Genomic DNA, 14,693 nt, shown 5'->3' on the forward strand with positions numbered 1-14,693 from the left:
CGGGACCTATCGGCGGGGGGGTCAGTCCCGCCACTCACCGGCCTCACGCAGCAGTGCCTCGGCCGCCCGCGCCTGCTCCTCCGGCACCGCAAGGCGCTGCGGGAAGGCACCGATCCGGCCCTCAACCGCGCTGACATGGCTGTCCAGCAGCAGGGGACGCAGCCCGCCATCCCGCAGCAGCGCTTGCAGGAAGCCCAGGCGCACCGGGTCGGATTCGGCCAGCAGCACGCGGATCATGGGCCTGGAACCTTTGCAAATGCGGGGCAGGGCCAATCTGTCGTGAGATGGCCGCCCGTTGATGCCCCCCCGCCCGGCCGGTATGGTGCCGCCCCCTATGGACAGGTCAATGCCCGCGTGAGCGTCCTTACCGCGCCCGTCACCTCCAACGTGACCTCCGAGCGCGATCCCGAACTGGCCCTGGAAGCTCTGACCGACCTGGTGCGGCTGGATCTGGAGGCCTGCAACCGCCTGATCGTGGAACGGATGCAGAGCCCCGTGGCCCTCATCCCGCAGCTTGCCGCCCATCTGGTGGCCGCCGGCGGCAAGCGCATCCGGCCGCTGCTCACCCTCGCCAGCGCCCGTCTTTGCGGGCATCGCGGTGACCGGCACGTCGCCCTGGCGGCCTGCGTGGAGTTCATCCACACCGCCACCCTGCTGCACGACGACGTGGTCGACGAGAGCGCGCTGCGCCGTGGCGCGCCGAGCGCGAACGCCGTGTTCGGCAACAAGCCCAGCGTGCTGGTGGGCGACTTCCTCTTCGCCCGCGCCTTCCAGATCATGGTGGCGGACGGGTCCTTGCGGGTTCTCGACATTCTCGCCACCGCCTCCGCCACTATCGCGGAGGGCGAGGTGCTACAGCTCGTCACCCAGAACGACACGGCGACGACGGAGGAACAGTATCTCCAGGTTATCGAGGGCAAGACCGCCGCCCTCTTCGCCGCCGCAACCGAGGTGGGCGCCGTGGTGGCCGACCGGCCGCAGGCCGAGGCGGAAGCCCTGCGGGAGTATGGCCGCAGCCTCGGCATCGCCTTCCAGCTCGTGGATGACGCGCTGGACTACTCCGCCAGTCAGGCCGCCCTGGGCAAGACGGTCGGCGACGACTTCCGCGAGGGCAAGATCACCCTTCCCGTGCTGCTCGCCTTCAACGCGGCGGGAGAGGAGGAGAAGGTCTTCTGGCGGCGGGTGCTGGAGGAGCGAGAGCAGGCCGAGGGCGACCTGGAGAAGGCCATTGGCCTGATGCAGTCCCGCGGCACGCTCGAAGCGACCATCCGGCGCGCCCGGGATTACGGGGCGAGGGCGCTGGACTCCCTTTCCGTCTTCCCCGATGGCCCGGAGCGCCGGGCCCTCGCGGGCATCGTGGAATTCTGCATCGCCCGCGCGCGCTAGCCGCCTCCGGCTGGCTCGGGGCCTCAGCCCCGGCCCAGCCAGGGCATCTTCGTGGCCATGATGGTCAGGAAGGGGATGTTCGCCTCCAGCGGCATGGAGGCCATGTGGGCGACGGTCTTGCCCACCAGCGCCACGTCCATCCGTGGCTCCGCCATCATCGACCCGTCGGGCTGCATCACCCCGTTGGTCATCCGTTCCGTCATCGGGGTTGCGGCGTTGCCGATGTCGATCTGGCTGGCGGTGATGTCGTGCTTGCGGCCGTCCAGCACGATCTGCTTCGTCAACCCGGTCACCGCGTGCTTCGTGGCGGTATAGGCGGCCGCGCCCGGGCGCGGGGCATGGGCGCTGATGGAACCGTTGTTGATGATCCGCCCACCTTTGGGCGACTGGTTCTTCATGATGCGGTAAGCGGCCTGGGCGCAGTAGAAGGTGCCGTCCAGGTTGGCCGCGACGACGCCGCGCCAGTCCGCCAGCGGCAGTTCGTCGAAGTCCACGGCTGGGGCCCCGCGCCCGGCATTGTTGAACAGCAGGTCCAGGCGACCGAAGCGGGACTTCACCTCGGCGAAGGCGGCCTGGACCTGGCCGTGGTCCCCCACGTCGCAAGTGATCGCGTGGCCCGAATCCCGGCCGGCGATCGTCTCCTGCAGCGGCTCCAGGCGGCGGCCGAACACGGCCACGATCCAGCCATCGGCCAGCAACGCCTGCGCCGCGGCGCGCCCGATGCCCTGGCCCGCGCCGGTCACGACGGCGAAGCGATCGGCCATGTTTCTCTCCCTGATTTCGCGCGGCGGGAGCCTGCGTCCCGCGCCCGCCCGTGACAAGGCCGGCGGGCACGGGAAAGGGGTCTTCCGCTACTCGGCCAGGAGCCTCCGCGCGCCGGTGAAGCCTCCGGCCAGGGCGCGGCAGTGGCAGGCGACATGCGGCGCCAGGGCCTCGCACCAGTCCCGCGTTCCCCGGTTCAGCCTGGCGAGGCGGTCCGCCGCCTCCTGGGCGTCCCGTGCCAGCTTCGCCTCGTCCACGCCCAGCACGCGGCCGTCCCGCAGCTTCCAGTCGCCGCCGATCATCACCTCCCGCAGCGCCGAGCCGTCCTCGGTGAAGACGATTTGGTTCGCGGCGTCGTTGAAGGGCGCCCAGTTGATGTGGGCGAGATCGAGGAAAAGCAGGTCGGCCAGCCGGCCCGGCGCGATGACCCCGGCATCCAGCCCCAGCAGCTTCGCCGAACCCTCGGTCGCCAGCCGCACGGTCTCCGCCGTGCCCAGCCAGTCCTCCTCCGTCGCCTTCTCCCAGAGCCGGGAGGCGAAGGCGGCAAGGCGCATCGCCTCGAACATGTTCTGGTTGTCAGAGGAACCGGAGCCGTCGGTGCCGAGCCCGACCGTCACGCCCGCCCGGATTGCCGCCCGTGCGGGCGCGATGCCGGAGGCCAGGCGCATGTTGGAGCCGGGATTGTGGGACAGCCCCGCACCCCGCCGCGCCAGCAGTTCCAGGTCCGCATCGGTCAGCCATACTCCGTGGGCCACGCTGAACCGCTCGTTCACCAGGCCCAGCCCATCCATATGCGCCAGCAGGGTGGAGCCGTAGCGGATCTCCCCGCCGCCCGCCTGGAAGCGCGCCTCGGCCACATGGGTCTGCATGGGCATCCCGTGCTCGGCCGCCAAGTCGCGGCAGCCCGCCATGAAATCGTCGGAGCAGTGCAGGGGGATGGTGGGCGCCACGCCGAGCCGCACCGTCGCGCTCCGCCAGGACCGGGCGGCGGCATGGATGGCAGCCAAGATATCGTCCGGCCGCGCCATGGACATGGCGGCGGCCCGCGCCCGGTGCTCCTCCGGAAGGGCCTGGATCAGGCCGGGCGTCGCCTGAAAGAAGGTCAGGTCCGCCACCATCGGGGCGAGCACCGCGCGAAGCCCCACGGCCTCGTAGGCCTCGGCCATGACATGCAGCCCTTCCAACGTGGGGCCGGGGAACTCGAAGGGCAGGTCGTAGCCGGCGGTGCAGCCCTTCCGCAGCATCTCCACCGCGGTCAGGGTGGTGGCGAGCCGCTTGTCCTCCAGCCCGCGACTCCCGCCGATCCAGGGGGCATGGGTCAGCAGGAGGGCTAGGTCCCACTTGTCGCCCATGCCCTTGGACAGCCCGCCATGGCCATGGGTATGCCCGTTGATGAGACCGGGCATGACGAGGCGGCCGGTCGCCTCGTGGCGGGCAGCATCCTCCACGGCCGTACCGGGCGGCAGCAGGGCCGTGATGCGGTCGCCTTCCAGCAGGATATCGGCGAAGGGGGCGGAGAGGGCGTTGGGTGCCAGCACCCGGGCCCCCGTGATCAGCAGGCGTCTCATGGACGGCACCCTGCAAGGGATGCGCCGCGCTGCCTACCCCGGGCCTGGACCTGTCATCGGAAGGGCAGATTCACGCCCGCGGGCGATGCCGCCCTCCCGCGATCTGCCGTATATGCCTGCCCATGACCATCTCCATCGACATGGGGCGCACCACCGGCGGCACCCCCGGCACGCTGGACCTGGAGGAGCTCCTCGCCACCCGCCTTCTGGTCCAGGGTAATTCCGGCAGCGGGAAGTCCCACCTGCTGCGCCGCCTGATGGAGCAGTCCGCCCCCTGGGTGCAGCAGGCCGTGATCGACCCGGAGGGCGACTTCACCTCCCTCGCCGAGAAGTTCGGCCACCTCGTCATCGATGCCGCCGCCCATGCGGAAGAGGCAATGGCTGCCGCCGGCGACCGCGTACGCCGCCACCGCGTTTCCGTGGTGCTGAACCTCGAAGGGCTGGAGGTGGACCGCCAGCTCCGCCACGCCGCCGCCTTCCTCAACGGTCTCTTCGACGCTGAGCGGGACCATTGGACACCCATGTTGGTGGTGGTGGACGAGGCCCAGCTCTTCGCCCCGGCCGCCGGCGGCGACGTGTCGGACGAAGCCCGCCGCGCCGCCCTGTCCGCCATGACGGACCTGATGTGCCGCGGCCGCAAGCGCGGCCTTGCCGGCATCATCGCCACCCAGCGCCTGGCGAAGCTGGCGAAGAACGTGGCGGCGGAAGCCTCCAACTTCCTCATGGGCCGTACCTTCCTCGATATCGACATGGCCCGCGCCGCCGATCTGCTGGGCATGGAGCGCCGCCAGGCCGAGCAGTTCCGGGACCTCCAGCGCGGCCACTTCATCGGCCTCGGTCCCGCCATCGCCCGCCGGCCGCTGGCCATCCGGGTCGGCGCGGTGGAGACGGAAAGCCGCGGCTCCGGCCCCTCCCTCACGCCCCTGCCGCAGACCGCGCCGGAGGAGGCGCGGGAGCTGATCCTGGCCGCGCCGGACCCCGTCTCCTCCCCGCGCCGGGAACGTCGCACCCCCGCCGCCCCGCCGCAGGACATTCTGGCCCAGCTCGCACAGGCCTCCGGCACGCGCCCCGCCGCTGCCGCGCGTGCGCCGGAGCCCGAGCCGAGCCCTGAGGAGGCGGCGGAGCGCGAGGCCCGCACGCGCGCCATCCTGCATGAGATGCTGTCGGAGGAGGACGCGGCCTTCCGCCCGATCGGCGTGCTCTACCAGGACCTGCTCGTGCGCCTCCGCATCCATGCCGTGGGCGGGAAGCCGCCGGAACTGCCGGCCTTCCGCCGGATGCTCGCCGTCGCCCGCGCCGGCGTGCCGCCGGAGGCCGCGAACGACCCCGGCTGGCCCGATGCCGCCGCCCGCGCCGATACCCTGCCCGAGGACACGCAGGGGGTCTTCCTGCTGCTGGCCCACGCTGCCCGCCAGGGCCTTCCCTGCCCATCGGACGCCGCCATCGCCCGCGCCTATGGCAGCCGCTCCGCCGGCCGGGCACGGCGGCTTCTCACCTGGATCGAGGAGCAGGGTCTGATCGTGCAAAAACCCGCCGCTGGGGGGCGGCGGGTCGTCGCACTGGTCGGGCTGGCCTGGGAGACGGCGCCCGGGGACCCCGCCGCGGCCTGATCCCGGGGAGGGGCCTCCCCAGGACCGGGCTGTTTGCTACCAGCGGTAGGAAACGCTCCCGAGCACGTTCAGCCGGTTCCCGTAGAAGCAGCTGTCGTTCGTCGAGCAGCGGCTGACGTAGCGGGTGTCGGCCAGGTTGCTCGCGTTCACGCGCAGGGTCAGGCCGCGCATCCGCGGGGAGAGCTTCTCCAGGTCGTAGCGCACCGTGGCGTCGAACAGGGTGGTGGAGGGCACCACGTAGTAGTTGCTGTTCGCGCTTGTGGTGTTCCCGAGGTAGCGCACGCCCGCGCCGAGGGTCAGGCCGGAGAGCGGGCCGGCAGCGTTGACGAAGGTGTACTCGCCGTAGAGGCCCGCCGTGTTGCGCGGCACGCCGTTCGGGCGGTTGCCGTCCTCCGCCGCCACGGTGGTGCGGGTGATCTCCGGGTCGAGGTAGGTGTAGGAGCCGACGAGGGTCACGCCGCCGCCCAGCTCCGCCACCGCCTCCAGCTCCAGCCCGCGCACGCGGATCTTGCCGACCGAGACCTGGTTGAAGACGCTGCTCGGGTCGGTGGTCAGCGTGTTCTGCTGGGTCAGATGGAAGGCGCTGGCCTGGATGAAGCTACGCGTGCCGTTCGGCTGGAACTTGATGCCCGCCTCGTACTGCTCGCCCTCGAGCGGATCGTAGGTCGCACCGGAGACGGTGGTGCCGATCTGCGGCTGGAAGGACCGGGCGTAGGAGACGTAGGGCGCGAACCCGTTGTCGAAGAGGTAGATCCCGCCGACGCGCCAGGTGAACTTGCCGTCGTACTGGTAGCTGTTGCCCTCGGTCAGGCGGTTGCGCGTGTCCGCATAGGCGAAATCCTGCCGGATGCCGCCCAGCAGCACGAGCTGGCCCCAGCGGATCTGGTCCTGCAAATACAGGCCGTACTGGCTGGTGTTCTGCCGGATGTCGCTGAAGCGGGAGGAGAGGCCGGGGATCGGCGCCGCGCCGTAGACCGGGGCGAAGACGTCCAGCCCGTTCGCGAGGGCGAAGGCCTGCCCGTTGCGGTAGGCGACGTAGCTGTAATCGAAGCCGCCGAGGACGGTGTGCGTCAGCGGGCCGGTGGTGAAGTCCGCGCGCAGCTGGTTGTCCAGTTGGAAGGTGGAGACGTCGATGTCCGCCCGGTAGGCGAAGCGGTTCAGCGTGCGCTGGTCGGCCTGCAGGCCGCCGCCATAGACCTGGTTCCAGGCGATGTCGGTGTGGGAGTAGCGCGCGTTCTGCTGGAAGGAGAACACGTTGTTGAAGCGGTGGCTGAACTCGTAGCCGATGCCGGCCTGAGTGCGCGCGAACTTGTCGAAGTCGGGCTCGCCGGTGAAGCGGTTCCGGCTGATGCGGCCGAAGGGCGTCAGCCCCGCCGTACCGTTGAAGGGCAGGAACTGGTTCCCGTTGGTGCTGTCCTGCTGGTAGTAGCCCAGCACCGTGAAGGAGGTGTTCGCGTCCGGCCGGAAGGTGAGGGCAGGGGCGACGAAGACGCGGTCATCCCGCGTATGGTCCACTGTCGTCTGGCTCGCGCGGCCGAGCGCGGTCAGGCTGTAGGACCAGACGCCGTCCGCCGTCAGCGGGCCGCTGCTGGTCGCCTGTGCCTGGGCGCGGCCGTAGCTGCCGGCGGTCAGGCGCACCTCGCCCTGCGCCGTGTCCGTCGGCCGGCGGGAGACCATGTTCACCAGGCCGCCCGGCGCGATCTGCCCGTACAGAACCGAGGTGGGGCCGCGCAGGATCTCGTAGCGCTCCAGCCCGTAGGTCTCGTACACGTTGCCGGCGTAGCCGGTGTTGTAGCGCAGGCCATTCAGGAAGATGCCGTTGTCCTGGGCGTTGAAGCCGCGGATCTGGAACCAGTCCGTGCGGCTGTCCGTGCCGTAGTTCTCCACCCGCACGCCGGCGGTGTAGCGCAGCGCCTCGCCGAGCGTCTGGGCCTGGCGCGCGTCGATCTGGTCGCGCGGCACGACGGAGACGGATTGCGGGTTCTCGATCAGCGGCGTGTCGGTCTTGGTGCCGCTGATCTCCTGCCGCGCGACGAAGCCGCGCACCGGGTCCAGCGCCCGCTCCGAGCTTCCCGCCACGTCCACCGTGGGAACGCTCACGCTTTCCGTCGCTTCCTGGGCGAAAGCGGCCGAGAGGGCGACGGTGGTGAGCGCGGTTGCGCTCATCAGCCCTGCCAGCAGGCGCATGGGACGGATAGTGGCGGGGCGCATGGCGGTCTCCGGTGCCGTCTCGAGAAAGGTCATCGCGGCGAACCTCGCATTTATGTGACGTGAGAACGCCTCGCAATTGCTCGCTCGTGTAATGTTCCTGTCACCTGCCCGGTGCGGCATTTCGGCAACGCTCGCCCCGGTGCCGGACCGGTCTATGCTGTCCGGAAAAGTCCAGGAGAGAGCGAGTCATGTCCCTGCCCAGACGGACGGCCCTCGCGGCGCTAGCGGCGGCCGCCACCCTTCGAGGCGCTGCCGCCCAGTCCGACGCCATCACCCTCGTCGTGCCCACAGCCCCGGCCGGCACCACGGACTTCGCCGCACGCCTCCTGGCGGAGCCGCTGTCCCGGCAGCTCGGCCAGCCCGTGGTGGTGGAGAACAAGGGCGGCGCCAATGGCGCCCTGGGCACGCAGGACGTGGCCCGCGCCCGCCCGGATGGCACGCGGCTGCTGGTGCAGTACTCCGGCTATCATGTCGGCACGCCTGCCCTGGTACCGAATATCGGCTACGACGTCCGGAAGGATTTCGCCCCTGTTTCGCTGCTGCTGGATGCGCCGCAGGTGGTCTTCCTGCACCCCTCCGTCCCCGCCGCCACGATGGGTGAGCTGGTCGCCTACGCGAAGGCGCATCCGGGGGAGCTGAATTACGCCTCCTCCGGCAACGGATCCCTCCAGCACCTCGGCACGGAGCTGCTGAAGCTGCGGACGGGCACGCAGATGACGCACGTCTCCTACCGCGGCACCGGTCCGGCCACGCAGGATCTCGTGGCGGGGCGCGTGCAGCTGATGATCACCACTCCGCCGCCCCTGATGCCCTTTGTCCGGGAGGGACGGTTGAAGGCGATCGCCATCACCGCGCCGGAGCGCCACCCCGCGCTCCCGGACGTGCCGACCCTCGCGGAGCAGGGCCTGCCGAACCTTGAGGTGATCGGGTGGTTCGCCGTCTTCGCCCCCGCTGGCACGCCGGAGGCGGTCCTACGTCGCCTGACGGAAGCCTGCAACGCCGTGGTGGCCACCCCCGAGTTCCGCCGCCGCGCCGAGGAGCAGGGGGCCATCATCCGCGTCATGCAGCCCCCCGAGATCGAGGCCCGCGTGGGGCGCGAACTGGATGAATGGACCCGCGTGGTGCGGGAGGCGAGGATCCAGCCCGACTAGCCGCACGACTGGGAAGGGCGACCCCATAGGCCTTTCCCGTCCGATGCAGTGCACATACATGGCAGGTCTGGCGGCCTGGCCGCGACGGGGGAGGGCCGCGTTTGCCGCTGCTGACGAGGGACGACCTGCGGCGCCATTCGCCCCTGGCCTGGGCCTCCCTCCTCGCCCTCCTCGCCATGGCCGCCTGGTTCTGGACGCTGCACAAGGGGAATGCTGCCGGCGGCACGGCGCTGGCCGCGCTCGGCTGCTTCGGCCTGATCCTGCCGCCTCGGGAGAGGATGGCGGCGCTGCCCCGGCGGCTGCGAGCCCTGCCACGGCGCCTGGACGCGGTGCCCGCTTTGGCCTCCCTCGTCTCCAGCCCCGGCTACGGGCTGAACTGGTTCTATGGGGAGAACCCCTATGATGAGGTCGTCCACCTCGTCAGTGGCGGTCTTGCCGGGGCGGTGTTCCTGGCCCTGCTCACCGCGGACGGACGGCCGCGCGACAGGCTGCACCTGATCCTCGCCGCCGCCCTCTTCGGCGTGAATCTCGGAACGATCTGGGAAGCCTTCGAGTACGGCACCCACCTCATCGGGGACTGGACGGACACCTGGACGGATGTCGCCCTCACCACCTTCGGTGCCGCCCTGGCGGGCCTGCGCCATCCCCGGGCCTGAGCCCGTGATCGTCGGCACCTACAACGTCCATCGCGGCCGCAGCACCGCCGGCATCTTCCGCCCGGGACGGATCGCGCGGGTGATCGCGGAGACCGGCGCGGACCTCGTCGCGCTCCAGGAGGCGCAGCACTGGCTGCGTCCCGGCCGCGCGATGTTCGACGCGGCCTGGCTGGAACGTGAGGCCGGGCTGCGGCCCCTCTCCGTGACGGATCGCGCGGGCGAGCAGGGATGGCGCGGCAACGTGCTGCTCGTCCGCCCGGGCGCGAGGGTGCTTCGGCCGCCGATCGGCCTGCGGATCGGCGGGCTGGAGCCGCGCGGGGCCGTCCTTGCCGAACTGAACCTGGGCTGGGGCGCCTTCCGCGTGGTCGTCACGCATCTCAGCCTCGGCGCCGCGCGCCGGCATCATCAGGCGGAGGCATTGCTCGCCGCGATCGCGCAGGGGCCGCCGCTGCCAACGCTGGTGATGGGCGACCTGAACGAGTGGCGCCCTGGCGCCTCCGCTCTCGGCGTTCTGGAGGCGGTGTTCGGGCACCAGCCGCCCGTCCACACCTTTCCGGCGTTCCGTCCGATGCTGGCGCTGGACCGGATCATGGGCCTGCCGCACGGTCTCGTCACAGACCACAGGGCGCACGACACGAAGCTGGCGCGCGGCGCCTCGGATCACCTGCCGCTCCTCGCACGGGTCGAGACGGCGCTGCTCTGAGACGCCGGCCGGGAGAGTGCCCCCGGCCGGCCGTTCGGCCTCAGCCGAGCATCCGCTCCGCCTGCGGCGGCAGGAAGCGGTCGGTGAACAGGTCCGCGAACTTCGGCGGGTTAGAGACGCCGTAGGCATCCGCATTCACCTTGATCAGCAGCTCCCCCCGCGCCTGGTCCAGCACGCCGGTGCCGCCGGCCTTCACGTTCGGCGTCAGGATGGAGCGGTCGCGGGTCATGAACCAGCGGCGCTTCTCGAGCGCCTCGTCAAAGAGGGACTCGCGCTTCTTGAGGGAGGCCATGGCCGCGTCCGGCTCCGCCAGAAGCAGCTTCAGCCCAGCGATGGAGGACTTCACGAAAGCGGCCGCGACCTGCGGGTTCTTCTCCACCCAGTCGGCGCGGGCGACCACGGCGGAGCCGTAGATGTCCAGCCCGTTCTCGGCATAGGGCCAGGCGACGATGTCGTCCTCCTTCGTGCCGAGGCCGACGAGGTTGAAGTAGGTTGTGAAGAGGAAGCCGGTGACAGCATCCACCTGGCCCTGGGCCAGCATCGTGTCGCGCAGGTTTGGCGCCATGCTCGTCCACTTGACGGAGGCGGCGTCGATGCCCGCCACGTTCGCGAAGGCCGGGAAGAGCATCCGGCTGCCCTCGCCCTCAGGTGCGCCGAGCCGCTTTCCGGCGACGCCCTTCGGGGTGGTGATGCCGGTCTTCTTCAGCGTGATCAGCGCCGCCGCCGTGCGGTCCAGCACCTGATAGATGGAGACGATCCGCTTGTCCGGGTTCTCCGCGTTGAACTTCACCATGGTGGAGACGTCGGTGTAGCCGATTTCGTAGGCGCCGGAGGCGATCTTCACCGTGGTGTCGCCGGAACCGAAGCCGCGGTCCATCCGCAGGTTGATCCCGTTCTGCCGGAACACGCCCCGGTCGTCCGCGAGGGAGAACATCCCGTGGTTCCCCTGGAGCGCCCAGTCCAGGCAGAAGCGCAAGGGGGCCTGGGCCATGGCAGGGCGGATGGCGGGCATGGCCAGCGCCCCAGCGCCGGCCGCGATGAGGGTTCGGCGGGAGAGATTCATGTTCGGCGTTCTCCGAGTGTCGTGGCGCCCAGGTGATGGGGCGCAGGCCGCGCGCCCATGCAGGAATGGTGCCGGGCGCGACACTGAAGGGCCGGTTCAGCCGGGAACCGGCTCCGCCTCGTCCATGTCCACGCCGACGGTCACGGAATGCCGGCCGCCGCCAAGGATGATACCCAGAAGAGGCGAGACGTCGCCGAAATCCCGGCCCCAGCCGAGCACCACATGCTCCTCCTCGACGAAGAGGCTGTTGGTCGGGTCCATCTCCACCCAGCCCGCCTGCTCGCCCAGCCAGGCGGCGACCCAGGCATGGGACTGGTCCGCGCCCACGCGGCGCACCCCGCCCGCCGGCGGGTGCGTGCGGATGTAGCCGGAGACATAGCGCGCGGGGATGCCGAGCATACGCAGCCCCGTAATCATCAGATGCGCGAAGTCCTGACACACGCCGGCCTTTCGCCGCAGCACCTCCTCGACAGGGGTGGAGACGGTGGTGACACCGGAGCGGAAGGCCATTGTCTTCCGGAATGCCGCGATCATCTCTGCCGCGGCCTGCCCGGCCGGACGCCCGGGCGCGAAGTGCGGGGCGAAGAAGGCGCGCGCGCCCTCGACCGGTGGCAGGACGGGGCTTGGGAAGAGGAACTCGGCCACATCCGGACGGCGCAGCGCGTCCTCCCGCAGGCTCTCCCATGGCGGGGTGCCGGCCGGAAGCGGCGGGGGCGACGTCACTTCGACCAGGGAGTCGGCCGTGACCGCGAAGCGCGCGTGCGGCCGGTCCAGGTAGAGCCATGCCGCGCAATTGCCGAAGTGGTCCAGCCCTTCCGCGCGGCGCCCCGGCGCGGGATCGCTGGAGAGGGTGCTCCGCAGCACGCGCTGCCGTCCCTCAAGGGGGCGCGGCAACAGGTGAAGCAGGTGCGTCGCCATTTCGACAGGCGATTCGTAGACATAGGCCGTGACATGGCGGAGCCGGTAGATCACGCCGCGCCCCTTTCAGCCGTGTCCACGCCGAGAAGGCGCGGCGCGGCGATCAGGGTAAAGTAGCGCCGCCCGATCATGTCGGAGAGGTCGCCGACCGCGTCCTTCAGCGCCAGCAGCCGGGGCGAGAGGCCGTTCGCGGCCGCGGCACCCTCCGGGGAGCGTGTCACCTCGGCCGCCATCGCCTCCGCGTCCTGTCGCAGCCGGCGCGCGCCGGCGGAAAGGCTGGGATCGCCGCCGCCCTCCACCCCGGCGAGCAGCGCTTCGGCCGCGGCGAGCTGGAAGGACAGGCCGCGGGGATTGGCAGGATCTGCCATCACCAGGTCCAGGGCCGGGGCGGGCTGCAGCACGTGCAGGTACCGCGTGCGATAGGTGATGACGGAGTCGCAGAGTTCCAGCGCCAGCGCCAGCGCGCTCTCCATCCGGGCCGGCGGCTCCGCCAGAAGATGGCCGAGCAGGGCCGCGACGCTGACGCCCCGCTCCAGCCGTCGTCCGAGGTCGAGGAAGCTGTGGGCGCCGCCGCGCACCATGTTCTCCGCGGCCACCCCGGCAACGCCGGAGGCGTAGCGCACCATCCCGCCGAGCGCCGCGCCGAGCGCGGTCGTGTCCTCGGCACCGAGCAGGGCGGCGCGAGATTCGCGCAGGGGAACGGTGAAGGCGGCGTGCATGTCGCCCGTCAGGCGGTCCCGCGTGGCTTCCACGAGCCTCGCGACCTCCCCCGTGAGCCGGTGCAGCCGCCCCCCCTCCCGCCCGGCGCGGGCCAGGGCGCGCCGCAGGGCGGCATCCTCGCCGGAGCTCGGCCGCTCCTCCTCCGTGATCAGCCGGGCGTCCTGCAGGCAGCGCGCGAGGGCGGCCACTTCCGCCACGTCGTGCGGCAGCATCGGCGCGCGGTCCAGGCGGGCAAGGGTGGCGCGCATCAGCCGGGCGGAATCGTCCAGGCGCTCCACATAGCGCCCGAGCCAGAAGAGGTTGTCCGCAACCCGGGAGGGAAGGTCCCCCGCGGCGCGCCGGACCGCCAGGGCCGGAAGGTTCAACGGCCCCGGCCCCCGGATCTCGGCCCGCTCCTCGGAGAGTACCCAGACATCCTTGCAGAGCGGCGTCGCCTTGCCCGCCGCATCCGCGACCCGGGCAAGGCCGCCGGGCAGGGCGCGCCATTCCCCGCCGTCGTGCAGCAGGAACATGCGCAGAACGACCGGGCGCGGCTCCAGCCGTTCAGCGCCGAGCGAGGGGGAGTGGGAGGGCGCCATGCGGGCCACGGCGCACCAGGCGCGCGGATCCGCCTCGGGCCCCGGTCCCTCGGGCGCGCCGCGCACGGCGGGGCGAAGGGTGTAGCCGTCCGGCGCCGCCGCCACCCGGGCGCGGGCGGCGGGATCGCCCAGCCAAAGGGTCTCGCGAGAGGGCAGGGCAGGGGCTTCGCCCAGAAGCGCCTCGCAGAGCGCGGGCAGGAAGGCGCCCAGGCCCGGTGCCTCGGCCAGCCCTGTCCCGGGATGGTTGTGCACGGCCAGGGAACCCGCACGCACGGCGTCCAGCAGCCCGGGCACGCCCATGGAGGTGCGGCCGCCAAGCTCCAGCGGGTCCAGCAGCGCGCCGTCGACCCGGGAGAGCAGGACGCGCACGGGCTGCAGCCCGCGCAAGGTCTTCAGGTACAGGGCGCCGCCCCGCGCCGTCAGGTCCCCCGCCTCCGCCAGGGCGCAGGAGAGGTCGCGGGCCAGGGTGACGTGCTCCGCCCAGGCGCGGTGGCCGACGCCAGGAGTCAGCAGGGCCACCGTCGCGGGGCCGGAGGGGTCGTCCCCGGCGGCGCGGTGCAGCGCGTCCCGCCAGGCGTCCACGAAGGGGCGCAGCGGCCGCATCGGCACGGCACGGGTGCATTCGGGCAGGGTGCGGGCCATGTGGGCCCGGTTCGTCAGCGCCTGGGCCACGCCCTCCATCGCCACCAGCCGGTCGGCGGTGACGTGCCACTGCCCATCCGGGCCGCGCATCAGGTCCGCCGCGTAGCCGTGCAGGAAGCGGGGCGGCGTGGCGCCGGGCCGGGGATCGCGGCAGGGCCGCAGGAAGCAGGGATTGGGGAAAACCAGCTCGGGCGGCAGCCTGCCTTCGGCCAGGAGCCGCTGGGGGCCGTAGAGATCAGCCAGCACCGCCTCCAGCAGCCGGGCGCGCTGGGCCAGCCCCGCGGCCAGCGTCTCGAAACCCGCCGCGTCCAGCACCAGCGGCACGGGGTCCAGCCGTCGCGCCCGGATCCCCGGCTCGGCGGTGGGCAGCAGCCCGGCCGTGCCCTCCTCCTCGAAGGCACGGTCCAGCCGCTGGGCCCGGAGCGCGAGTTCCCCTTCCGGCAACCCGCAGATGGCACCGAGCAGGCCGCCCCAGTGGGCGCGCACGCGGCCGCGCCCGTCGACCATCTCGTCCGGCGCCATCCCCTGCGGGAACGCGATCTCGGGAGGGGGAGCAGCGGCGGCGTCCATGCCGGGTGTTTCGGCCTTTTTCTGGCGGGGGCAGGCGATAAGGGGGCGCAGCATAGCGGCCGGAGCGCGGGGAGATAGCCTGGGTTAGGGCAGGGCGGGAAGGCCGTGCTTCCGCGGGGGACCGGGGCATGCGATCCAGGGGCGGATCGCGCATC

General features: G+C 71.7%; 12 protein-coding genes. 5 read left to right on the plus strand and 7 right to left on the minus strand.

Features of this window, described 5'->3' with window-relative positions; all coding sequences use genetic code 11:
* Positions 1-21: 21 nt before the first annotated feature.
* Positions 22-237, minus strand: a complete 216-nt coding sequence (locus tag J5Y10_RS07860; RefSeq protein WP_245214440.1) for a putative signal transducing protein — start codon at positions 235-237, stop codon at positions 22-24.
* A 117-nt stretch (positions 238-354) separates the two neighbouring features.
* Here J5Y10_RS07860 and J5Y10_RS07865 point away from each other — a divergent pair, with 117 nt between their 5' ends.
* Complete coding sequence (locus tag J5Y10_RS07865) at positions 355-1,386, plus strand: polyprenyl synthetase family protein (RefSeq protein WP_342452869.1); 1,032 nt, start codon at positions 355-357, stop codon at positions 1,384-1,386.
* 23 nt (positions 1,387-1,409) lie between these two features.
* Here J5Y10_RS07865 and J5Y10_RS07870 read toward each other — a convergent pair whose 3' ends face one another.
* A complete protein-coding gene (locus tag J5Y10_RS07870; protein ID WP_209372450.1) occupies positions 1,410-2,150 on the minus strand; it encodes an SDR family oxidoreductase in 741 nt (246 codons plus the stop codon).
* Between the two features lie 87 nt (positions 2,151-2,237).
* Positions 2,238-3,716: an amidohydrolase family protein gene (locus tag J5Y10_RS07875; RefSeq protein WP_209372452.1), complete on the minus strand. Its 1,479-nt coding sequence runs from the start codon at positions 3,714-3,716 to the stop codon at positions 2,238-2,240.
* A 122-nt stretch (positions 3,717-3,838) separates the two neighbouring features.
* Here J5Y10_RS07875 and J5Y10_RS07880 point away from each other — a divergent pair, with 122 nt between their 5' ends.
* On the plus strand, positions 3,839-5,326 hold the full coding sequence (locus J5Y10_RS07880) for an AAA family ATPase (RefSeq protein WP_209372454.1): 1,488 nt from the start codon (positions 3,839-3,841) through the stop codon (positions 5,324-5,326).
* A gap of 36 nt (positions 5,327-5,362) precedes the next feature.
* Here J5Y10_RS07880 and J5Y10_RS07885 read toward each other — a convergent pair whose 3' ends face one another.
* Positions 5,363-7,570, minus strand: a complete 2,208-nt coding sequence (locus tag J5Y10_RS07885; RefSeq protein WP_245214441.1) for a TonB-dependent siderophore receptor — start codon at positions 7,568-7,570, stop codon at positions 5,363-5,365.
* A 155-nt stretch (positions 7,571-7,725) separates the two neighbouring features.
* On the opposite strand from J5Y10_RS07885, the gene J5Y10_RS07890 reads away from it, so the two are divergent.
* From J5Y10_RS07890 to J5Y10_RS07900, 3 genes are all read left to right on the plus strand, one after another.
* Entirely contained in the window at positions 7,726-8,688 is a 963-nt protein-coding gene (locus J5Y10_RS07890; RefSeq protein WP_209372456.1) for a Bug family tripartite tricarboxylate transporter substrate binding protein, read from the plus strand.
* Between the two features lie 101 nt (positions 8,689-8,789).
* On the plus strand, positions 8,790-9,344 hold the full coding sequence (locus J5Y10_RS07895; RefSeq protein WP_209372458.1) for a DUF2238 domain-containing protein: 555 nt from the start codon (positions 8,790-8,792) through the stop codon (positions 9,342-9,344).
* Positions 9,286-10,047, plus strand: a complete 762-nt coding sequence (locus J5Y10_RS07900) for an endonuclease/exonuclease/phosphatase family protein (RefSeq protein WP_209372459.1) — start codon at positions 9,286-9,288, stop codon at positions 10,045-10,047. The genes J5Y10_RS07895 and J5Y10_RS07900 overlap by 59 nt, the downstream gene beginning before the upstream one ends.
* A 40-nt stretch (positions 10,048-10,087) precedes the next feature.
* Here the strand turns inward: J5Y10_RS07900 and J5Y10_RS07905 are convergent, their stop codons facing one another.
* The 3 genes from J5Y10_RS07905 to J5Y10_RS07915 form a co-directional block, all read right to left on the minus strand.
* A complete protein-coding gene (locus tag J5Y10_RS07905) occupies positions 10,088-11,110 on the minus strand; it encodes an ABC transporter substrate-binding protein (RefSeq protein WP_209372460.1) in 1,023 nt (340 codons plus the stop codon).
* Between the two features lie 96 nt (positions 11,111-11,206).
* Positions 11,207-12,082, minus strand: a complete 876-nt coding sequence (locus J5Y10_RS07910) for a transglutaminase family protein (RefSeq protein WP_209372461.1) — start codon at positions 12,080-12,082, stop codon at positions 11,207-11,209.
* Positions 12,079-14,538, minus strand: coding sequence for a circularly permuted type 2 ATP-grasp protein (locus tag J5Y10_RS07915; protein ID WP_209372462.1), 2,460 nt, complete (start codon positions 14,536-14,538; stop codon positions 12,079-12,081). The genes J5Y10_RS07910 and J5Y10_RS07915 overlap by 4 nt, the downstream gene beginning before the upstream one ends.
* Between the last annotated feature and the right edge of the window lie 155 nt (positions 14,539-14,693).

Origin of the sequence: Roseomonas indoligenes, assembly GCF_017813365.1 — a bacterium.
Classification (GTDB): Bacteria; Pseudomonadota; Alphaproteobacteria; order Acetobacterales; family Acetobacteraceae; genus Roseomonas; species Roseomonas indoligenes.

Bases quoted from the DNA above. Each gene is read 5' to 3' on its own strand.
- J5Y10_RS07890 (WP_209372456.1), top strand. From the start codon at position 7,726: ATGTCCCTGCCCAGACGGACGGCCCTCGCGGCGCTAGCGGCGGCCGCC.
- J5Y10_RS07900 (WP_209372459.1), top strand. From the start codon at position 9,286: ATGTCGCCCTCACCACCTTCGGTGCCGCCCTGGCGGGCCTGCGCCATC.
- J5Y10_RS07875 (WP_209372452.1), bottom strand. From the start codon at position 3,716: ATGAGACGCCTGCTGATCACGGGGGCCCGGGTGCTGGCACCCAACGCC.
- J5Y10_RS07870 (WP_209372450.1), bottom strand. From the start codon at position 2,150: ATGGCCGATCGCTTCGCCGTCGTGACCGGCGCGGGCCAGGGCATCGGG.
- J5Y10_RS07905 (WP_209372460.1), bottom strand. From the start codon at position 11,110: ATGAATCTCTCCCGCCGAACCCTCATCGCGGCCGGCGCTGGGGCGCTG.
- J5Y10_RS07915 (WP_209372462.1), bottom strand. From the start codon at position 14,538: ATGGACGCCGCCGCTGCTCCCCCTCCCGAGATCGCGTTCCCGCAGGGG.
- J5Y10_RS07885 (WP_245214441.1), bottom strand. From the start codon at position 7,570: ATGACCTTTCTCGAGACGGCACCGGAGACCGCCATGCGCCCCGCCACT.
- J5Y10_RS07880 (WP_209372454.1), top strand. From the start codon at position 3,839: ATGACCATCTCCATCGACATGGGGCGCACCACCGGCGGCACCCCCGGC.
- J5Y10_RS07860 (WP_245214440.1), bottom strand. From the start codon at position 237: ATGATCCGCGTGCTGCTGGCCGAATCCGACCCGGTGCGCCTGGGCTTC.